19 protein-coding genes are annotated in these 20,645 nt (G+C 65.8%); 12 read left to right on the forward strand and 7 right to left on the reverse strand.

Annotated features, from left to right (window positions below; all coding sequences use genetic code 11):
• Positions 1 to 46: 46 nt before the first annotated feature.
• The 3 genes from E3O25_RS06245 (at position 47) to E3O25_RS06255 (ending at position 6,888) form a co-directional block, all read left to right on the forward strand.
• Positions 47 to 946, forward strand: coding sequence for a phospholipase (locus E3O25_RS06245; protein ID WP_241983812.1), 900 nt, complete (start codon positions 47 to 49; stop codon positions 944 to 946).
• A 220-nt stretch (positions 947 to 1,166) separates the two neighbouring features.
• The gene (locus tag E3O25_RS06250) at positions 1,167 to 6,008 is read left to right on the forward strand and encodes an NAD-glutamate dehydrogenase (RefSeq protein WP_134360746.1); all 4,842 of its coding nucleotides are present in this window, start codon (positions 1,167 to 1,169) and stop codon (positions 6,006 to 6,008) included.
• Positions 6,009 to 6,144: 136 nt separating this feature from the next.
• The gene (locus tag E3O25_RS06255) at positions 6,145 to 6,888 is read left to right on the forward strand and encodes a peroxiredoxin (protein WP_198410964.1); all 744 of its coding nucleotides are present in this window, start codon (positions 6,145 to 6,147) and stop codon (positions 6,886 to 6,888) included.
• On the opposite strand, the gene E3O25_RS06260 is transcribed toward E3O25_RS06255, so the two are convergent.
• From E3O25_RS06260 to E3O25_RS06270, 3 genes are all read right to left on the reverse strand, one after another.
• Positions 6,885 to 7,208, reverse strand: coding sequence for a hypothetical protein (locus tag E3O25_RS06260; protein ID WP_092109250.1), 324 nt, complete (start codon positions 7,206 to 7,208; stop codon positions 6,885 to 6,887). The genes E3O25_RS06255 and E3O25_RS06260 overlap by 4 nt on opposite strands.
• 62 nt (positions 7,209 to 7,270) lie before the next feature.
• The gene (locus E3O25_RS06265; RefSeq protein ID WP_092109253.1) at positions 7,271 to 7,543 is read right to left on the reverse strand and encodes a glutaredoxin domain-containing protein; all 273 of its coding nucleotides are present in this window, start codon (positions 7,541 to 7,543) and stop codon (positions 7,271 to 7,273) included.
• Positions 7,544 to 7,592: 49 nt separating this feature from the next.
• The gene (locus tag E3O25_RS06270; protein WP_092109256.1) at positions 7,593 to 7,889 is read right to left on the reverse strand and encodes a hypothetical protein; all 297 of its coding nucleotides are present in this window, start codon (positions 7,887 to 7,889) and stop codon (positions 7,593 to 7,595) included.
• Between the two features lie 62 nt (positions 7,890 to 7,951).
• On the opposite strand from E3O25_RS06270, the gene E3O25_RS06275 reads away from it, so the two are divergent.
• On the forward strand, positions 7,952 to 8,242 hold the full coding sequence (locus E3O25_RS06275; RefSeq protein ID WP_092109259.1) for a hypothetical protein: 291 nt from the start codon (positions 7,952 to 7,954) through the stop codon (positions 8,240 to 8,242).
• A gap of 61 nt (positions 8,243 to 8,303) precedes the next feature.
• Here E3O25_RS06275 and E3O25_RS06280 read toward each other — a convergent pair whose 3' ends face one another.
• Positions 8,304 to 9,080: an ice-binding family protein gene (locus E3O25_RS06280; protein ID WP_092109262.1), complete on the reverse strand. Its 777-nt coding sequence runs from the start codon at positions 9,078 to 9,080 to the stop codon at positions 8,304 to 8,306.
• A gap of 256 nt (positions 9,081 to 9,336) precedes the next feature.
• Positions 9,337 to 9,936, reverse strand: coding sequence for a histidine phosphatase family protein (locus tag E3O25_RS06285; protein WP_092109265.1), 600 nt, complete (start codon positions 9,934 to 9,936; stop codon positions 9,337 to 9,339).
• A gap of 183 nt (positions 9,937 to 10,119) precedes the next feature.
• Between E3O25_RS06285 and E3O25_RS06290 the strand changes: the two genes are divergently transcribed.
• Positions 10,120 to 10,875, forward strand: a complete 756-nt coding sequence (locus E3O25_RS06290) for an endonuclease/exonuclease/phosphatase family protein (RefSeq protein WP_092109267.1) — start codon at positions 10,120 to 10,122, stop codon at positions 10,873 to 10,875.
• A gap of 225 nt (positions 10,876 to 11,100) precedes the next feature.
• Complete coding sequence (locus E3O25_RS06295; RefSeq protein ID WP_166805990.1) at positions 11,101 to 11,955, forward strand: DarT ssDNA thymidine ADP-ribosyltransferase family protein; 855 nt, start codon at positions 11,101 to 11,103, stop codon at positions 11,953 to 11,955.
• Positions 11,956 to 12,045: 90 nt separating this feature from the next.
• Here the strand turns inward: E3O25_RS06295 and E3O25_RS06300 are convergent, their stop codons facing one another.
• Positions 12,046 to 12,603 carry an MOSC domain-containing protein gene (locus E3O25_RS06300; protein WP_092109273.1) on the reverse strand — a complete coding sequence of 186 codons (558 nt, stop codon included), beginning with the start codon at positions 12,601 to 12,603 and terminating at the stop codon, positions 12,046 to 12,048.
• A gap of 138 nt (positions 12,604 to 12,741) precedes the next feature.
• Here E3O25_RS06300 and E3O25_RS06305 point away from each other — a divergent pair, with 138 nt between their 5' ends.
• The 6 genes from E3O25_RS06305 to mgrA all read left to right on the forward strand — a co-directional run bounded on the left by E3O25_RS06305 (position 12,742) and on the right by mgrA (position 17,945).
• Positions 12,742 to 13,035 carry a hypothetical protein gene (locus E3O25_RS06305; protein ID WP_134360748.1) on the forward strand — a complete coding sequence of 98 codons (294 nt, stop codon included), beginning with the start codon at positions 12,742 to 12,744 and terminating at the stop codon, positions 13,033 to 13,035.
• 145 nt (positions 13,036 to 13,180) lie between these two features.
• Positions 13,181 to 13,660: a Dps family protein gene (locus E3O25_RS06310; RefSeq protein ID WP_092109279.1), complete on the forward strand. Its 480-nt coding sequence runs from the start codon at positions 13,181 to 13,183 to the stop codon at positions 13,658 to 13,660.
• Between the two features lie 25 nt (positions 13,661 to 13,685).
• Positions 13,686 to 14,714 carry an acyl-CoA dehydrogenase family protein gene (locus E3O25_RS06315; protein ID WP_134360749.1) on the forward strand — a complete coding sequence of 343 codons (1,029 nt, stop codon included), beginning with the start codon at positions 13,686 to 13,688 and terminating at the stop codon, positions 14,712 to 14,714.
• Positions 14,708 to 16,153, forward strand: a complete 1,446-nt coding sequence (locus E3O25_RS06320; protein WP_092109284.1) for a bifunctional PIG-L family deacetylase/class I SAM-dependent methyltransferase — start codon at positions 14,708 to 14,710, stop codon at positions 16,151 to 16,153. The genes E3O25_RS06315 and E3O25_RS06320 overlap by 7 nt, the downstream gene beginning before the upstream one ends.
• 8 nt (positions 16,154 to 16,161) lie before the next feature.
• Positions 16,162 to 16,923, forward strand: a complete 762-nt coding sequence (locus E3O25_RS06325) for a glycosyltransferase family 2 protein (protein WP_241983813.1) — start codon at positions 16,162 to 16,164, stop codon at positions 16,921 to 16,923.
• Positions 16,920 to 17,945, forward strand: a complete 1,026-nt coding sequence (gene mgrA / locus E3O25_RS06330) for an L-glyceraldehyde 3-phosphate reductase (RefSeq protein ID WP_092109287.1) — start codon at positions 16,920 to 16,922, stop codon at positions 17,943 to 17,945. Before E3O25_RS06325 ends, mgrA begins: the two co-directional genes overlap by 4 nt.
• Before the next feature lie 9 nt (positions 17,946 to 17,954).
• Here the strand turns inward: mgrA and E3O25_RS06335 are convergent, their stop codons facing one another.
• Entirely contained in the window at positions 17,955 to 20,645 is a 2,691-nt protein-coding gene (locus tag E3O25_RS06335; protein ID WP_134360750.1) for a DEAD/DEAH box helicase, read from the reverse strand.

A 20,645-nucleotide genomic window follows, 5' to 3' on the forward strand; every position in this document is an offset into this window, starting at 1 on the left:
GCGAACGGGCGTACCTAGCGTCCATCATTCGCGCCAGATGAAGGACATGCGCCCAAAACACACTGAAACGCCCCGTGCCCACCTCGCCCCCCGAAACCTCGGAAAAACACGAAAGCCTCGCAAACCCCGCACCCGCCGGCACGAGATCGCCGCTGCCACCACTGCCGCACTCGTCATCGCCGGCCTGGTTGCCGGCAGCGGATTCGCCGCCCAGTCCGCTGATGCCAGGCAGGACAGCATCGCCGCCACGTCGGTACTGGCCGAAAGCTCGGGCCGGCAGAGCGACCAGCTCGATTTCTATGCTGCGCGCGGTGAGTCGATCACCCGCGACAACGCATCCGCTGCCCTGAGCGCCGCCAACCTGGTCATCGCCGCGAGCGTCAGCAAGGTGGATGCCACGGCCCTCACCTCGGTCGCCAGCTCGCTCGCCAGTTACGATATTCTGCCGATCGATGAGCTCGAAGACCTCACGGCCGAGGCGAAAGCCCAGACCGCGTCGGTTGCTGCCGCTACAGCAGAAGTCGACCGCGCTGCCGCCGAGGCCGCGGCGGAGGCTGCGGCGGCTGCCGCCGCAGCCTCGGCCGCAGAAGCTGCAGCTGAGGCCGCTCGCCTGGAATCTCTCGCCGGGGGCAATGGCATCGATGGCGCACGCGCCACGGCACGCTCAATGGCGGCTTCCCAGTACGGCTGGGGTGAGGACCAGTTCAGCTGCCTCGACCGGCTCTGGCAGAAGGAATCCGGCTGGAATTACGCAGCCAGGAATTCGAGCAGCGGTGCGACCGGAATTCCCCAGGCGCTGCCCGGCAGCAAAATGGCCTCAGCCGGTACCGACTGGGCCACCAACGCGACCACGCAGATCAGTTGGGGCCTCGGCTATATCAAAGCCTCCTCCTATGGAACGCCATGCGCCGCCTGGTCGCATTCCCAGTCCGTCGGCTGGTACTGACCTCGACCTTGACGGCGGTTTATGCCCCGGTCACGACCGAATCGACGAGCGGCGGGCTGTTTCGTCCTGGCTGGCCGCAGGTTCTGCGGCGGCCAGCCGGGGCGGCGGGTGCGGCGGTACGATGGGCGAGCACGGGCTCTGCATGAGTGAGTGAGGCGAGGCACACCGACGTGCCCGTCGCAGGAGCCCTCGCACCTATCCTTAATGGAGGCGTTTTTCGATGTCGTCTGGTTTCATCCGAACGGGTCTGTCCCCGTCAGATCCCACGCTCGAAACGTTCATAGTTGATTACTATGAACATCTAACAGACGAAGATGCGGTGAACTACACCCCGGAGCTGCTCGAAGCCCGGGCGCGCACACACTGGCAGGTCGCGCAGCCGCGGGTTCCGAAGATGGCCACGATCGAGATCCATAATGAATCCGGTCGCAGCGTCGTTTACATCGTCACCGACGACATGCCGTTTCTGGTGGACTCGGTCACAGCCGAAATCGTGCGCCAGCACTCGGCCATCCACCTGGTCGTGCACCCCCTGCTCATCGTGGCCCGTAGCAAGTCCACGAACGAACTGGTCGGCATCAACCGCATTCCGGCCAGCGCCGGCGTCTCCAGTGGAGACACCTCGGCCATGCCCAACATCGCTCACCTCATCGCGACCGGTGATGACGCCTCGCACCTGGAATCCTGGATCGCCATCGAGATCGACACGGCGAGTGAGGAAGTACAGGCCAGCCTCGTCGCCGGGTTGACCGCCGTTCTCGGCGACGTGCGTGCCGCCGTCGCTGACTGGCCCCTCATGCGCACCAAGGCCATGCAGATCGCCGACGCCCTCGATACGATCAACGGTGCCGATCAGATCAAGGACCTCCGCCAGACCCAACAGCTGTTGCACTGGCTCGACGAGGGCAACTTCACCTTTCTCGGTTACCGCGAATACAACCTCGAGACACTCGACGGCGAAGACGTTCTCAGCCTCGTTGAGGGCAGTGGCCTCGGTCTGCTGCGGTCCGCCGACGATCGGCACCAGATCCAGCATCTGACGGATGCCGGCCGGCAGAAGGCGCGCGAGCGCACGGCCCTGGTGATCACCAAGGCCAACTCTCGGTCGACCGTGCACCGCCCCGCCTACTTTGACTACATCGGCATCAAGAGCTTCGATGCTGCCGGTCAGGTCAACGGCGAGCAGCGCTTCATCGGGCTGTTCGCCGCGAGTGCCTACACCAGCTCGGTCACCGCCGTGCCGGTACTGCGCGAAAAAGTCAACGCCGTCATGACCGAGGTCGGTTTTCCGCCCGAGTCGCACAGCGGCAAGGACCTGCTCGGTATCATGGAAACCTACCCCCGTGACGAACTGTTCCAAATCGAGGTGCCCGCCCTCGTCGCCGTATCGCTCGCCATCCAGCGCCTGCAGGAACGTCGCCGAACCCGCCTGTTCCTGCGTCCCGACATCTACGGCCGGTTTATGTCGGCGCTGGTCTACCTGCCGCGTGATCGTTACAACACCGCCGTGCGGCTGCGCATCGAGAAAGAACTTCAGGAGACGTTCAACTCGGAATCGCTCGACTTCGAAGCACGCATGACCGAATCCGCGCTCGCGCGACTGTTCTATCGCATCCGCTTGCCCAAAGAGGTGTCGCCCGACGCCGTCGATGCGGCCGATCTGGAACACCGCCTGGCCATGGCCGTGCGGTCCTGGCCGGAGGGAATCAGCGACGAACTGCGCGAAACCCACTCTGTCGAAGAGGCCGAGCGGTTGTCCGAGGTGTGGGCTGAGGCTTTTCCCGACAGCTACCGGATCGATTACGAAATCACCGACGCCCTCGAAGACATCGGCCGGTTCGAGGCGTGCGCAGCGCAGGTGGGGGCATCCGCGCAACCGCACACCCGCCCGGGGCTGCACGTCTACCTGCCCAAGACCGCCGGCGACCCCGATGAAGACGCTCGCATCAAGCTGTACATGACCGAACCGAAGAGCCTCAGCCAGATTCTGCCCTTTCTGCAGAACCTTGGCATCGAGGTGCTCGACGAGGTGCCCTTCGAAATTCAGACCGCCGACGGGCGCAGTTTCTACCTCTACGACTTCGGACTGCACTATCCGGCCGGAGTGGACCCGGTCGCGACCGGCGCGCTGCTGGCCGACTCCTTTGGTGCGGCCATCAGCGGAGCGATCGAATCCGACAGCCTCGACCGCCTGGTTCTGCAAGACGGCCTGCCCTGGCACCGCGTGGTCATTCTGCGCAGCTACGCCAAGTACCTGCGTCAGATCGGCAATACCAACTCCTACGGTTTCGTCGCCAATGCCCTGCTGGCCAATCCGGCCGTCACGCGCGGCCTCGTGGCCTTGTTCGAGGCCCGGTTCGACCCGGACCTCGCCGACGACGAGCGGATGCTACGCGTCGCCGACGTGCGCGAGCAGCTGCGGGTCGCAATGGAGCAGGTTGCCACCCTCGACGCCGACCGTGTGCTGCGCACGCTGATCACCCTGATCGAAGCGTCGCTGCGCACCAACTTTTTTCAGTACAAGCCGTACCTGAGTATCAAGCTCGACCCGTCTCAGATCGGGCAGATGCCGTCGCCCAAGCCCAAGTATGAGATCTGGGTGTATTCACCGCGGGTGGAGGGCGTGCACCTGCGCTTCGGCAAGGTGGCCCGTGGCGGGCTGCGCTGGTCGGACCGCCGCGAAGATTTTCGCACCGAAGTACTCGGCCTGGTCAAGGCGCAAACGGTCAAGAACGCCGTCATCGTGCCCACCGGCGCGAAGGGCGGATTCTTCGCCAAGAAGCTTCCCGACCCCGGCGTCGACCGTGCGGCCTGGATGGCAGAGGGCATCGACAGCTACAAAACCTTCATCCGGGGACTGCTCGACCTCACCGACAACCTGGTCGCCGAAGGCGCCGAAGAGCACGTCGTGGCACCGCACCGCGTGGTGCGCCACGATGATGACGACAGCTACCTGGTCGTAGCCGCCGACAAGGGCACCGCGTCGTTCTCGGACATCGCCAACGGGCTGGCCGCCGAGTACGGATTCTGGCTCGGAGACGCTTTCGCCTCCGGTGGCTCGGTCGGCTACGACCACAAGGAGATGGGCATCACTGCGCGGGGTGCGTGGGAGTCGGTCAAACGCCACTTCAGCGAACTCGGCGTAGATACCCAGACCGAAGATTTCACCGTTGTCGGTGTCGGCGATATGTCGGGGGATGTGTTCGGCAACGGCATGCTGCTGTCGGAGCACACCAAGCTCGTCGCAGCCTTCGACCACCGGCACATCTTTCTCGACCCCAACCCCGACCCCGCGCTCTCCTTCGTGGAACGAGGCCGGTTGTTCGAACTGGCGCGTTCCTCGTGGGCCGACTACAGTGCCAACCTGATCAGCACCGGCGGCGGTGTCTTTCCCCGCCAGGCTAAGGTCGTTCCCATCTCGACCGAGGTGCAGGTCGTGCTGGGACTACCGGTGGGCACAACCGAGTTGAGCCCGCCCGAACTGCTGCGCGCCATTCTGCTGGCGCCCGCCGATCTGCTCTACAACGGCGGCATCGGCACCTACGTCAAGGCCAGCAGCGAAACCGCCGCGCAGGTCGGCGACAAGGCCAACGACGGCATCCGGGTTGACGGCAAAGACCTGCGGGTCAAGGTCGTGGGGGAGGGCGGCAACCTTGGCTTCACCCAGCTCGGCCGCATCGAAGCCGCACTTGCCGGCGTTATTCTCAACACCGACGCGATCGACAACTCGGCCGGTGTGGACTGCTCGGACCACGAAGTCAACATCAAGATCTTCGTGGACCGCATGGTCGCCGCCGGCAAGCTCGACCCCGCCGAGCGGGCCGAGTTTCTCGCCGAGATGACCGACGAGGTGGGGCGTCTGGTTCTGGTGGACAACGTCGACCAGAACATCCTGCTGCTCAATGACCGGGTGCTCGTGAACAACTGGAGCCCGAGCTACGAACGCCTCATGAACTGGCTGGAAGAATCGGGAGACCTGCAGCGCGAACTGGAGGCCCTGCCGACCACGGCCACCCTGCGGGAGCGTCTCGATCGAGGCCAGGGTCTGACCAGCCCCGAGTTGAGCGTGCTCGCCGCCTACGCCAAAATCGAGCTGGCCACCGCCCTGCGCGACAGCGATCTGGCCGACGACCCGTGGTTCGGCCGCACCCTGCGCCGGTACTTCCCGGCCCTCCTGTCGCAGCGTTTCGATGCCGAGCTCGACACGCATCCGCTGCGCCGGGAGATCATCGCGACCGTCGTCGCGAACGACATGATCAACCTCGGTGGCATCACCTTCGCCTTTCGCACGATGGAAGAGACCTCGGCCAGCCAGGCGACGATCGCACGCGCCTTCGTGGCCCTGCGAGAGATCTTCGACATCGACACGATGGTTGACGAACTCAACGCTCTGCCGTCGTCCTTCCCGACCGAGAAATGGACCGCGATCCACCTCGACATTCGCCGACTGCTCGACCGGGCGGTGCGCTGGCAGGTCAACCACGGCGGCAACATGCCCGTCGGCGCGGTGATTGCCAAGTATCGGCCGCAGATCGCGCTCATGCGCGAGCATCTCGGTGAATACCTGCAGGGCAGTGACCGGGGGCGCCTCGAAACCCAGGAGGCGAAAGCCCGGGAGTGGGGCCTGCCCGACGACCTCGGTCGCCGCTGGTCGGAACTGTTTGAAGCCTACGCGCTGCTCGACGTGGCCAAGGTCGCCGCGCGGGCCAACGTGCCCGTCACCGACGTTGCCGCCATCTACTACGCGGTCTACAACCGCTTCGGTGTCGACAACCTGCTCGAGCGCATTACGAAGCTGCCGCGCAAGGACCGCTGGCAGGCCCTCGCCCGCGCCGCCCTGCGCGACGACCTCTATTCGACGGTCGCCGACATGGCCCGCTCCGTGCTCGACGAAACGGATGCCGGCACCGCCGACGAACGCCTCCTCGCCTGGGAAGCACTCAACGCCGAACAGCTCGGCCGGGCGCGCAGCGTGTTCGAGGAGGTCAACTCTCTCGCGCAGGACGACATGGCATCGCTCTCGGTGGCCGTGCGCCTGCTGCGTTCCATCGTGCGCCGCTAAGGGTAATACCAGGGGCGTCCCGAGTTCGGGGCGCCCTTTTTTTTCGGCGGACTGAAGGTACCCTGGGGGGTATATTGAGAGCGAGCCCGGATGTGCTGTGTTCAGGCTTTTCCCTAACGAAAAGATAAGAGGAACCATGCCTGAGACCATCGATACCGAGCGCTTCACGATGCCGCGCCTCGGCGATCCGGCGCCGGAATTCACGGCCGTGACCACCCAGGGGGACATCACCTTTCCCGCCGACTACGCCGGCCGGTGGGTCATTCTGTTCAGCCACCCGTCCGACTTCACCCCCGTCTGCACGAGTGAATTCATGACCTTCGCCGTCATGCAGGACGAGTTTGCCCTCTACAACACCGACCTCGTCGGCCTCTCGGTCGACGGCCTGTACAGCCACATCGCGTGGCTCCGCACGATCGAACAGAAGATCACGTACCGCGGTCACAGCAATGTCAAGGTCACCTTTCCGCTCATCGACGACCACACCATGGAGGTGGCGATGAAGTACGGCATGATCATGCCCGGTGAGGGTGGCTCGTCGACCGTTCGGGCCGTGTTCATCATCGACCCGAAGGGCGTCATCCGCACCATCATCTACTACCCACTCAGCACCGGCCGCAACTTTCCTGAACTGCTTCGGGTCATCAAGGCGCTGCAGACCGCCGATGAATTCCAGGTCGCGACTCCCGCCGACTGGATTCCCGGGGAGCCCGTCATCATGCCGCTGCCCGGCTCGTGCGGAACGGCCAAGGAACGCATGGATGGCGCCGCCGAAGAAAAGCTCACCTGCCAGGACTGGTTCTTCTGCACGAAGGAACTCAGTGAAGCCGAGATCGACTCCCGCCTCCAGGTCAAATCAGTGGAAACACTCGTCGGCTAGGGCAGCGAGGCGACCGCGACGGCGATGGCCAGCCAAAGCGGCATCGCAGCGGCCATGAGCGCGAGTCCCACCCACTGCAGTCGAATGTAGGGCTGCTCGGCGCCGCCGCGTTTGCGGGTGCGCACGATGTCAATCACGCACACGATCATTCCCAGGAACATGAGGGGTGACGCGGTCAACAGAGCGCTGAGATAGCGGGCATCGTCGCCCACGGCGAGGCAGACGCTGACGCCCAACACGCTGTACAGCAGAAACAGCGCCACGCTGACCCACAGCGAAATGGGAATGCGCCGCGTCGTCGGCGTGAGTGTTGCGTGCATGATGCGACCCCCGTTGGTATCTGCGATTTCTGACAGTAGCACGGGGGTCGGTTGCGCGATGCTCAGCCGATGCGGCCGAGCTGCGTGAGCTTGGTGCGCACCTCGGCGTCGCTTGGCTCCACCAGGTGGGTGTCGTCGGAAAACACGATGACGGGAATGTTCGTGCGGCCGCTGATGGCGCGGGCGCGATCAGCGCCATCCTCGACCAGCAGCAGGTCGACGTAGTCGTAGTCCACCTCGAGGCGATCGAGCAAGGACTTGGAACGACGGCAATCGCCGCACCACTCCGCCCCATACATCGTGATGCGCGGTGCGGTGGCAGTGGTTTCAGTCATGTCAGCGAGCTTAGGCGGCGCGCCTGTGTGCGGCGGGTGGGCATCCGTTTTAGTCGTGCAGGTGGTCCACCTGCCAGCCGGTGGACTGCTCGAGCAGGTCCAGAATATTCTGAGCGGATGCTCGCGCTGCGGCCTGGCTGCGCGCATCGACCACGTCGATGGTCAGGGGCAGGCTCTCGCCGAACTTCGGAATCTCTACCTCGACCCGGCCGCCGTCCGGCAGGGCGATGAAGGCGTTCGCGCCGGCCTGCTCCTCGACTTTGGTGCTGAGGGCGGTGGCGATAGCCCAGAGGGCATCGGGCTTGGTGCTCTGCACCTGGGCGACGATCGTGGCGGTGAAGGTCATGGTTCTCCGAACGTGAAGGGAAGTGGGCCCGTTCAGTAAAGCAGTACCCGTACCCTGAATCCATGCCCTCTTTTCGCGTCACCATGAGTATCGAATCCCTGCACCCGGGAACCGCGCCGGCCTCGGTCGTGCCGCGCGCCGCCGCCAAGGTCGCCGAATTCACGACCGTTGAGGCCTCCGACCTCACGATTGTCGCCGGCGCGGCCCGCGTCATCGTGCGTTTCACAGCGGATGACGCGGCGTCGGCCCTGGAGATCGGCGGCCACGTCGTAGCCGATCTTCGGGACGTCGCCGAGCTGCGGGCATCGCTGGTGACCGAACGGGTCAAGGGAACCTGGGTTCCGGTGCGCTGACCTCAACGCAACAAGGGCGCGGGTGACCAGAAGTCATCCGCGCCCTCGTGCTGTGCCTGCGTTACTCGACGGGCGCGGTGACCGTGTTGCTCTGCAGGGTGACGGCCGTCTGGGCCAGCAGGCGACCGTTGATGGTCGCTCCGGTCTTCATGGCGATCATCGTGTGGCTGAGAATGGTGCCCTCGAAGTGCGCGGTCGTGCCGATCGCGACGGATCCGGCGACCTGCCAGAACACGTTTTTGGCCTGCACGTCGCCGGCCAGCACGACGTTCTTGGCGGAGGCCTGTTCCAGGTCCTTGGAGATCTGGAAGATGAAGACGTCCTCGGAGGTTCCGGTGAGCGTGACATCGGTGGAGATGTTCACGTCGGTGCCCCACTTGTAGAGGCCCTGGGTGAGGGTCAGGCCACCGATTTCGCCGGCACCGAGGTTGATGTAGTCGGGGGTGGTGCGCCCCGCAGCATCGGTGTACGCGATCTCGAGGTCGCTGACGGCCTCGGTGAGATAGGTTTCGTCGGTGACCTTGCAGGAGGGGCCTTCGGCATCGACGCTGTAGATCGTTCCGTTGCTCACCTCCGGGCAGGTCAGGTGAATTGCGGCGCCGGAGATGGGGCTCGCACCGACGTTGCCGCTGACCGACGACGCGTAGACATCCGTGATGCCTGACTTGGACAGGATGGCGAACGTGCCGGCCTCGCCGAGATCGACGACGGCGCGCGGTGTGGACTCGACGGCGACGGCTCCGCCGACTCCGATGCTGCCGACGCCCATGATGCTCACGGCGAGCAGGGCGCCGAGAAGTCGCTTGCGCGACGGTGAAAGCTGTGTACTCGTGCTCATGTTATTTCTTCCCTCTCCAAGGACCCGCACGATGCGGGTCGGGGCAGGGCCACGCGCGAGCATGGCCACCGATGCTGCACATCGGGTTTCTTCCGTTGACCGGGCTCGCAGGGATGTGACGCCCCCAAGCCCCAGCTGCCGTGTCCTCCGGGTGCCGCCCGCACATGCGTTCGTACGCTCCCACGACAAAAGTTTCCAACGAATAGAATCTGTCTAACCCCAGACTAGGGGTAATGCGGGGGGTTTGGGAGACGGCCTAGACGACCGGGTCCATGGAGCTCAGATGGCAGGCATCGTTCCACATTTGCAGCACGCGGTTCTCGCGCTCCCAGCCGAGGGTCGAGACGGTGGCGGTGCCCAGGCTGAGGCTTTTGCCGGCGACTGCGGGCAACCCCATCCAACGGGCAGTCATGATGCGCAGAAAGTGTCCGTGGGCGAAGACGGCCACGCGGCCCTCGGCCGCGAGGCACGTCTCAATGGCGAGGTCGGCGCGTGCGCCCACCTCCTCGACGGATTCGCCCCCCGGAATCGGGTTTCCCCACACCGTCCATCCGGCAATTTCTGAGCGGATGTCCTCGGTGCGGCGCCCCTCGTAGACCCCGTAATCCCACTCCAGCACGTCGTCGCTCGCCACGCCCTGAGCGCCGTAGCCGGCTCGTTCCATGGTCTCCCAAGCCCGCACGAGCGGGCTCGCATAGACCCGATCGAAGTGTTCGCCGTCGAGCATCTCGCCGAGGGCATCCGCTTGTTGGCGACCGAAGTCGGTCAGTGGAACGTCGGTGCGGCCGGTGTGCTGGCCGGAGATGCTCCACTCCGTCTGGCCGTGGCGGATAAGAACGATGTCGTTCTGGGTCATGCAGCTCCCTCAAATGTGCCGAAGACGGGCTTCGGCGCATCAAGTCTACGTTTCACCCACCCACCAGCTCTTCGGGAGGCTGGATGCCACCTGCGCATGTTCCAACTGGCCCCTGATGTTCAATTTCGCCCTGCGGCAGAGTCGTAGGCTGGAGGCATAGCCATCAAGTCTGAGACGGGTGCCATGAGGGTCATAAGTTACAACCTCCGCAAGAATCGTGCCAGCGGCGAACTCGTCGCCCTGGCCGAGCGTTACACTCCCAACATCCTGTGCCTGCAGGAATGCAACACCGTCGACCTGCCGGCCGAGGTCGGCAACCTGCACCTGGCCGATGCCACCCGGCGAAACCGGCTCGGCCTCGCCATCTACTACAACAAGGACCGCTACACCGCGATCAAGACCCAGACCTTCGCTCTCAAAAAGTCCCTGCACGATCGTCTCGCCGCCCCCGCCCACGAGCGACTGATCGCCACCCGCCTCATCGACAATGTCGCGCAACGGGAGCTCGTCGTCGCTTCCTTTCACGCCGCGCCGCTGACCGCCCTCAACTCCCTGCGCCGAAACCAAATCCGCACCGCCCACGAAGAGCTGAGCCTGCTGGGACCGGGCCTGCCCACCCTCATGGTCGGCGACTACAACTACCCCATCTTTCAGGGCAAGCTCGGCAACAAGGTAAATCAGTCCGGCTACGACCTCACGCTCAGCGACACGCGCACCTACACCCGCTACAAGTTCTTTCGCGGGCACTTCGACCTTGCGACCTCGATGGGGCTAGCCATCACCAACGTCGAAACCCTGCCGCAGGGTACCTCCGACCACATGCCCATTCTCGTGACGGCCACCTACCCCGACGAGCAAATGATGCAAACGGATGCCGCGCACCACCTTTCACATCCCGCCGAGTCGGTGTCGGTCGAGGGCGTTGACTTCAGCATCTGAAGCCCGTCTGAATCGCGCGAGGAACCGAGCTGATGATCGTGGATTGGCCGAAAAGCTAAGGAACGGTCATCGCCACCACCCAAATGAACGTAACGTTGATAGGCGGTATGCACGTTCGGCTTTTCCGGGTGACGCGAGCCGCAAAACGAAAGGTTTTCCCTCTTGGACGACGAATGCATCCACGGACTCGAGGGCCAATTGTGCGCCCTGTGCTATCCCAAAGTTGTGACTGAGCCGGCGACGCCGGTGAAGAAGACCCGCGCCCCGAAGTTGTCCTCCCTGCGCGACCCGTTGCCGACCGCTGCCACGCCGGCCGCCCGCGCAGCTCGCCCGGTTCGCGTCGCCGGCGCCCCCCGCCCCGTACGTGCCGAGAAAGCGTCGACGGACAACGTCGACGAGCAGCGCGTGTATCACCTCACCCACATCAGCAACCTCGCCTCGATTCTTCACGACGGCCACCTGTCGGCCAACGCGGCACTCACCACCCGCCCGGCAGTGGACATCTCGGCGGCAGCGACGCGCGAAACCCGTCGGGACGCCCGTGTCACCGGCGCTGATCGCAGCGTCGCCGAGTACGTGCCGTTCTTTCTTTCGCCGAATGCGAGCGTGTGGGAAAGCATTCGCGCTGAGCAGGCAGACCCGCGCCTCGCCCTCGACAGCCACGGCTCGGAAGCCTTCGACTTCGTCATGCTCGTGAGCACGGTCAAAACGATCAACGACGGGCTCGCCGCCCGCGCCGCGGCGCCCACTGACGCCGACGATGATGATGAGGCCCCCCACATTCCCAGCCTGGTCGCCGTCACCAACGGTGACGCTGCCGCACCGCTCACCCGGTTCGGTGCCACACCCGCGACCGCCGAGCGCATGCTGCAGACCCTGCGCGCCGAGACCGACGGCACCATGCTTCTCGAAGCCGAGCTGCTCGTGCCCGACGCGGTGCCGATGGAACTGATCACGCTCATCGGCGTCTGCAATGACAATGTGCGCGCGACCGTGCGCGGCATCCTGAAGGCCAGCGCGTTCAAGCCCAAGGTTGCGGTCTACCCGCCGTGGTTCCACACCGCCGCTGACCCCCAGTAGCAATACTTTCCGGGCCCGGGCCCGGAAACTGGGCCCATGATCAAGCATGGGCCCAGTTCCCCACGGTGGGCCCAGACGGCGGAGGCGCGTCTAGACGACGTCGAGGGGGAGATGCTCGCCGACGGGCAGCTCCACCCGAATACCGTCGCCCGGATTCACGATTCCGCCGGTCATCACGACGCCCATGATGCCGCCGCGGCGCGCAACGGTACCGCTGGCATCCGTTCTGATGAGCTGTTTCATCAGGCCTTTTTGAAAGCCGTTGATGAGTGAACACGGACTGCGCATGCCGGTGATCGAGACGACGGCCTCAGCGCCGAGGTGCAGGCGGGTGCCGAGCGGCAGCAGCATCAGGTTGATTCCGCGTGTCGTGAGGTTCTCGCCGAGTTCTCCCGGCGCCACGACGTAGCCGGTGGGCACAAGGTCATCGAACAGCTCGGCGGCCATGAAATGCACCTGGCAGAGATTCGGCGCCGCAGGATTGCGCTTCTTCGCGTACCGGTGCTGCACCGTTGCGCCGGCGTGCGAGTCGCCCTCGACGCCGATTCCGGCCAGCAAGCGGATGCTGCTCACCACCGGCTTGCTGAACCGGTGCGCGTCGTCGCGGCTGACGGAAATCACCGTGCCGGCAGGCCTGTCGAGTGTCATGCCAACGATTCTGTCACAGCGCACGCACGTTCGAACGGATGCCCACAACACCCGAAAATGCAGGCGTTACCGTGTTTGCGTCGAGCGGTTGACGCGCTGGCATGCGGGGCTTACATTTCATCAGTGGAAAGGTTGCCGATGACCAATGTTGCCCCTGACAGTCCCGCCCAGAACGACGACACCCGGGAGGCACCCGTGCCCTACCCGGGCGACGAACCGGCACCGCACATCAGTCGGCCCTACCGAGCCCTGGAACGGGAGCTGGAACGAGCCGTGCGTGACCGCGCGGAGATCAACCTGCGCGTCACCGCGGCGGTCAACGCGATGCGGGAGGGCGGTTCCTCCTGGGCCGTTATTGCACGCATCCTCGGTACCGCTCCGCAGACCGCGCACAAGAAATACAGCAAGCCGCGCCCTCCGCACGCGGACTGAACGACGGCAGTCACCCCCGGGGCGGCCCGGCTGCCGGGGGCCGCACTTCGGGCCTGCGGCCCTCGGTCGGGGTGATGGCATTGTGGCCCAGATCCAGGTGCGGTGATATGGTCTCGAGGCAAATTCTCCTCAATGAAAGGACCCCATGCACGCCTCCGAAACACTCAGCAACAACCTGCAGGCCGTTCTGGTCGACCTGATCGAGCTGCACGTGCAGGGCAAACAGGCGCACTGGAGCGTCGTCGGCAAGAACTTTCGTGACCTGCACCTGCAACTCGACGAGATCATTCTCGATGCCCGCGAATTCTCCGACGAAGTGGCCGAGCGGATGCGCGCCCTGGACGCCATGCCCGATGGCCGCAGCGAGACGGTCACCAAAACCACCAGCCTGCCGAAATTTCCCGACGGCGAGGTCGACACCGCGGAGACGGTGACCCTCATCACCGAACGGCTCGACGCGACCGTCGACACCATGCGCAAGGTGCACGATGCGGTCGACGAGGAAGACCCCACGAGCGCCGACATCCTGCACGCCTTCATCGAAAAGCTCGAGCAGTATTCCTGGATGGTCAGCGCGGAGAACCGCAAACCGCGCAAGCGCTCAGCGGCCAAGTCCAAGTCCTGACGCACGCTAGCCGCGACGGGGCATCATGAGGGTTGAATCGAACGTGCGGCCAAGCGGGCTTCGCAGCGACCTCGCCGATTCCGCCGGCGCGGTCAACGGTGACGCGCGGCGAGCGCTGGTGCTCGCGAGCGGTCTGGCATCCATCCCCTATGCGGGGGAGGGGTGCACGGCACAGCTCTTCGACACCCTGTCGACGCTTGCTGCGGCCGACCTCACCGCGGCCCGGGTCGCCGAGGCTCACCTGGACGCCCTCGCGATACTGCACCAGGCTGGTCGCCCGGCCCGGCCCGACCAGACCTGGGGTGTGTTCGCGGCTGAAGGCCCGGGAACAGCGCTCACGGCCACCCGAACCGGCGACCGGTGGCGGCTCGATGGCACCAAGCTGTGGTGTTCGCTGGCCGGTCTGCTCAGTCACGCGCTCGTGACGGCACACGTGGTGGGTGCGGCCGGTGACCGGGGACGTCGTCTCTTCGCGGTCGACCTGCGCCACCCCGGGGTGACCGCGCACGACGACGTCTGGGTGGCCCGCGGGCTGTCCGAGGTGACGAGTGGCCCGGTGGACTTTGTCGCCGTCACCGCCGATGCGGTCGGTGACCAAGGATGGTACCTGCGTCGACCCGGGTTCGCCTGGGGCGGCATCGGCGTGGCTGCTGTTTGGTGGGGTGGCGCCGTGGGCGTTGCCCGCACCCTGTACGCCGCTGCCGAGCGCCGCCCTCCCGACCAGATTGGCCTCGCCCACCTCGGCGCGGTTGACCTCGCGGTGACGGGGTCAAGACTCGCGATCGCCGCGGCGGCGGCAGCCATTGACGCCGGTGAGGCAGACGGTACGGCGGGTTCCCTGCTCGCCGCGCGTGTGCGCGGAATCGTCGCTCGCAGCGTCGACGAGGTCATATTCCATGTCGGGCACGCGCTCGGGCCGGCCCCGCTCGCGCTCGACGCACGGCACGCCCAACGGGTGGCCGACCTGCAACTGTATGTGCGCCAACACCACGCCGAGCGCGACGATGCTGCGCTCGGCGAGATGCTCGTGACGAGGGGGAGTGCACCGTGGTGACATTCAGTCATTCCGACAACGGAACGCCCGAGAAGGTCTGGGAAGCCGCCCACTGGCCCGATCGGTTCAGCTCGCTCGGCCTCGACGCCCTGGAGCGTCTGGTCGTGGTGTCGGCCCATCCCGACGACGAGAGCCTCGGCGTCGGCGGCCTCATCACCCATGTGGCCGGGCTCGGGCTGCCGATCGTCGTCATCGTGCTCAGCAACGGCGAAGCATCGCACCCGCAGTCCACCACCCACGACCCGGCAAGACTTGCACAGATTCGCCGTCTCGAAGTGACGGATGCTCTCGCTCACCTCGCCCCCGACGCGGAGATTCATCTGCTGGAACTTCCCGACGGCAAGCTGGCGGAGCACGTGGACCTGGCCGCGGGAGCGATCGCGGAAGCGATCGGCGATGCGGGTGATACGACCTGGGTTGTGGCACCGTGGCGAGCCGATCGGCATCCGGATCATGCTGCGGCCAGTGCGGCCGCCGAGCGGGCGGCCCGGGAACGCCGGGCGCGCCTGTTCGAGTATCCCATCTGGGCCTGGCACTGGTCGACCCCGGAAGACGTGGTCTGGTCCGGCGAATCTGTGCGCTTGTTCGACCTGCTTCCGGCCGAACGCAAGGCCAAGGCTCGAGCTTTGGCCCTGCATCGCAGCCAGGTGGGGTCGCTGTCGGATTCCCCCGGCGATGAAGCCATCGTGCCGGCCGAATTTCGGGCGCACTTCGCGCGGGACTACGAGACCTTGCTCGACATGACGGTGCGGGCGGCGCCGGATCCCGTTCCGCCTGCACCTCGCGCTCGGCGATCCTCGACGAGCGAAGCTTCGGTGCGGGCTGACCCGAATGAGACCCTCACCGCCGGGTACTTCGATGCGGTCTACGCATCGGGGCCCGACCCGTGGGGGTTTGAATCCCGCTGGTACGAGAAACGCAAACGCGCCGCGTTGATTGCAGCCCTGCCCCGGCAGCGGTTCTCGGCCGCACTCGAACTGGGCTGCTCAACCGGGGTACTGACCGCCGAACTGGCCGACCGCTGTGACACCCTGCTGTGTATCGACCTGGTCGAACGGCCGCTCGTCCTGGCCCGCGAACGGTTGGCCGGCCGATCGGGGGTCACCTTCGAGCGGCGCACCGTGCCGGGGGAATGGCCGGACGGATCCTTTGACCTGATCGTGCTGTCGGAAGTGGGATATTACTGCTCGGTGGCTGATCTGCGCCGCCTGCTCGAACGGTGCCGAGCCAGCCTCGCTCCGAATGGAGCGCTCGTAGCCTGTCACTGGCGGCATCCGGTCGCCGAGTATCCGATCACCGGTGATGCCGTGCACACCCAGCTCACCCACGTGGTGGGACTGCAACGCACCGTGCACCACCTGGAGCGGGACTTCGTGCTCGAGGTGTACGAGCCGCGGCCCGCCCAGTCCGTGGCGCAGCGCGACGGGCTGGTTCCGTGATCGGCGACGTGCCTGATGTTTCCGTGCCGATTGAATACGTGGCCGTCGTTGTTCCCGTGCGCGATGAGGAGGTGCTGCTGCCCCGCTGCCTGACCGCGCTCACCGCGGCGATTGGCACGCTGCGCGCCGTTCCCGAACCGGACCGCCCGCGAGTGATCGTGCTCCTGGTGTTTGATCGATGCACTGACCGGTCAGCGCGGGTGGCCGCAGACTGGACTGACTTCAGGCACCACGAGATCGACGCTGGAGCGGCGGGCGTGGCTCGCCGCGACGGCATTCGACACACCCTGGAACCCCTGCTGCCGGAGCGCACCGCCGCCGCGGCATCCGCTGCCCGCATCTGGATCGCGACGACCGATGCGGACTCGGCGGTGCCGCCGAACTGGCTCGTGACCCAGCTGGCGTTGGCCCGCAACGGCGCCGAGCTCGTGCTCGGAACGGTGCGACCCGACGACGACCTGGCCGCCCACGAACTACTGCGCTGGGAGGCGCTGCACACGATCGGTGAGGGGCATCCGCACATTCACGGCGCCAATCTGGGGGTGCGAGCCGACCGCTACCTCGCGGCGGGCGAGTTCGCGCCGGTGGACCGCGATGAGGACGTGCTGCTGGTGGCTGCCCTGCGCCGCCTCGGGGTCACCGAGGCGCGCACGGCGCTGATCCCGGTGCTGACCTCCGGCCGCCGGGTGGGGCGCGCCCCGGCCGGATTCGCCGGCTACCTGCGCGACCATGTCGACATCGAAGCGAAGAATGGCATCATGATCAGATGACATATCTCCCGAACGAATCCCGCTACGAGCGGATGCCGTACCGTCGCGCCGGGCGCAGCGGCCTCAAACTCCCGGCCATCTCGCTCGGCCTGTGGCAGAACTTCGGCGACGACAAGCCGCTCGCAACGCAGCGAGCCATTCTGCGCCGCGCTTTCGACCTCGGCATCACGCACTTCGACCTGGCCAACAACTACGGGCCTCCCTACGGCTCCGCCGAGACGAACTTCGGCCAGCTGTTCCGCGAAGATTTTCGGGCCCACCGCGACGAACTTGTGCTCTCGACCAAGGCCGGCTACGACATGTGGCCGGGCCCGTACGGCAATTTCGGCAGCCGCAAGTACCTGCTGTCGAGCCTCGACCAATCCCTCAGCCGCATGGGAGTCGACTACGTTGACATCTTCTACTCCCACCGCGCCGACCCCGACACGCCACTCGAAGAAACCATGGGTGCACTGCACACCGCCGTCGCGAGCGGCCGAGCCCTCTACGCCGGCATCTCCTCGTACTCGCCCGAACGCACCCGTGCAGCTGCGGCGATCCTAGCCGACCTCGGTACGCCGCTGCTCATTCACCAGCCCTCGTACTCGATGTTCAACCGTTGGGTCGAAGACGATCTGCTCGACACTCTCGAAGACATCGGTGCCGGTTGCATCGCGTTCTCGCCGCTGGCCCAGGGATTGCTGACCGACCGTTACCTCGGCGGGATCCCGGCCGATTCCCGGGTGGCCCGCGACGGTTCGGCGAACAAGTCCATGGTGAGCGCGGAGGTGCTGAGCGATATTCGGGCGTTGACCGAGATCGCCTCAGAACGCGGTCAGTCTCTCGCCCAACTCGCCCTGGCCTGGGTTCTGCGCAATGCCGAGGTGACCAGCGCCCTGATCGGGGCGTCGTCGGTGCAGCAGCTCGAAACGAACGTCGGCGCGTTGCAGAACCTCGAGTTCACCGCCGAGGAGCTGACCGCCATCGATGAGCACGCCGTCGACGGCGGCATCAACCTGTGGGCGGCGTCGAGCGCCGTCTAGCTCGCTGCATCACGGCTCGAGCAGGCCGCGAATGTCGTCGGCGGTGAGCGCGGTGGAGAACATGGCGTCATCGTCGAGCACCGCGTCGAACAGCTGCGACTTCTGTTTCTGCAGCGCCACAACCTTTTCCTCGATGGTGCCGGTGGCGACCAGCCGGTAGACCATCACGTTGCGGGTCTGCCCGATGCGGTGCGTGCGGTCGATGGCCTGCGCCTCGGTCTGCGGGTTCCACCACGGGTCCAGCAGAAAAACGTAGTCCGCTTCGGTCAGGTTGAGGCCGAAACCGCCGGCCTTCAGGCTGATCAGAAAGACCGGGGCTGCTCCGCTCTTGAAACGGTCGATCACCTCGCTGCGCCGTAGGGTCGACCCGTCAAGGTAGCAATACGGAACGCCCTGAGCCTCGAGCCGAGCAGCAGCGAGCTTCAGAAACGAGGTGAACTGACTGAAAATCAGCGCTTTATGGCCTTCGGCGATGACATCGTCGAGCTGCTCGAACAGGGCGTCGAGCTTGCTGGAGCGCACGCCGGCATACTTCGGGTCGACGAGGGAGGCGTCGAGGCTCAGCAACCGCAGCAGGGTGAGCGAGCGAAAAATGATGAACCGGTTCTTGTCGAGCTCCTCGATCAGTCCGTAGAGCTTCTGCCGTTCCCGCTGCAGGAACGTATCGTAGAGCTTCTGGTGCGCCGGGTTCAGCGCGATCTGCAGCTCCTGCTCCTGTTTCGGTGGCAGGTCCCGAGCGACGACCTCTTTGGTGCGGCGCAAAATCAGCGGGCGGATGCGCCGGCGCAGCTTCGCCAGGCGCTCCGGACCGGATCCGATCGTCACTGGCCCACGCGTCATCGGCCGCACGTAGTCCTCGGTGAACGTGCGGGCCGACGCGAACAGCCCCGGTGCCACGATGCTGAACAGCGACCACAGGTCCATCAGGTTGTTCTCCAGCGGGGTGCCCGTGATCGCCAGTTTGAACGGCGTGTCGAGCTCTTTGGCACAGGCGTAGGCCCGGCTGGTGCGATTCTTCACGAACTGTGCTTCGTCGAGAATGAGGCCGGCCCAGGTCACCGACGAGTAGGCGTCGAAGTCGAGACGGAACAGTGCGTAGGAGGTGACCAGCACGTCGACGCCGGTGGCGGAATCCGCTATGCGGGTGCGGCTTTTCGCTTCGGTCGCCGTGAGCGTACGCACCCGCAGCCCGGGCGTGAAGCGGGTCGCCTCGTTCAACCAGTTCGTCACGACGGAGGTCGGCGCCACGACCAGAAACGGCCTTGTGGAGCGCGCGTGCACCAGCAGCGCCAGGGTCTGCAGCGTTTTGCCGAGGCCCATGTCGTCGGCGAGCACCCCGCCGAGCTGGTGCTGCCAGAGGAAGGCGAGCCAGGCGAAGCCCTCCTGCTGGTACGGGCGGAGGATTGCCTGCACCGTGGTGGGCAGTGGTGTCGGGTCGATTTCGGCGAGATCTTTCAGGCCGGCGGCGGCTGCCCGCCAGGACACGGCCGGCACGGACTCGTCGGCGAGGTCCTCGAAGTCGCTCCACAGGCTGGCCTGGTAACGGCTGATGCGCAGGCCGGTCTCCCATTCCGGCAGCGCACGGGCCTCAGCGATGAGGTCGTGCAGCTTCTCGAACTCGGGGCTCTGCAGCGACAGATAGCTGTTGTCGATCAACTTCAGCCGGGTCTGGCCCTTGGCGAGGGCCTTGAACAGCGGGCCGAACGGCACGGTGATCGCGCCCACGGTCACGATCACGCCGAGGTCGAACCAGTCCCGCTGGTCGGTTTCCACGGTCGTGATCACCAGGTGGGGAGTTTCGGTGCGTTCGAAGTCGTCGGGGAGCACCTCGGGAAACCGCACCGATGAATCCGTGCTGGTGACCAGGACGCGGCGCTGCAGGGCCGGGTAGACCGTGCCGAAAAAATCCGCCGTGTCCTGGGCCGGAACCGTTGCGGCCTCGATCTGTGCGAGCAGATGGCGCTGGTCGCGGTTCAGCGGGCCGGCACTCGGCGCGAGGGTGAACACGGTCGGGGCGCCGAAGCGCACGCTGTAGACGCCGTGGCCGGCGATCATCCCGGCGGCGTCGAGCGGATGCGGGGCGCCGTCGATGTGCAGGCGGGCCTGCAGCCGGAGCGGGCCGGCATCCGTTTGAGAAGCGTCGAGGCTGATTTCGGCGAGCGAGGCGACCCGCACAGCGACGTCCTTCCTGCTGCCGACCAGGCCGATGCCGAGCTGTTCGGCCTCCCGCAACAGCGGCCAGAGCAACGGACTGGTGTAGTTGTCGAGGTAGATCCAGTCGGTTTCCTGGCTCGTGTAGACCTCGCGCACGGCCTTGTGCAGGGCCGCGAACTGGGAGATCCAGCGGTGATGTTCGGGGTCGAGGTTGAACCGGTTCAGCTGAAAGGTGAGGTGGCTCCAGGTGACGTTGCTGCGCACCCAGTTGCCGTTGGCGTTCTGGATGACCGGTCGCACGCCGAGCCGGTAGTCGCCGTGCCCGGCCGTGAGCGCCTTCACCGCCTTGGCGGTCGGCCCCCGCCATCGGTCGTTGGTGCGCGGAGTCTGCTCACGCAGCTCGAACTGCAGCCCCATTGGCACCTTCGGCCCGGTGGGCAGGAGGCGTGGCTGTCCGAAATTACCCATCCGCAGGCCAGCGGATGCCGGCTGCTCCGGCGAAAGCACCAGCCGCTTCCAGGCGGCTGAGCCCGGCGAATCCGACAC

Source organism: Cryobacterium sp. TMT1-3 (assembly GCF_004402315.1).
Taxonomy (GTDB): Bacteria; Actinomycetota; Actinomycetes; order Actinomycetales; family Microbacteriaceae; genus Cryobacterium; species Cryobacterium luteum.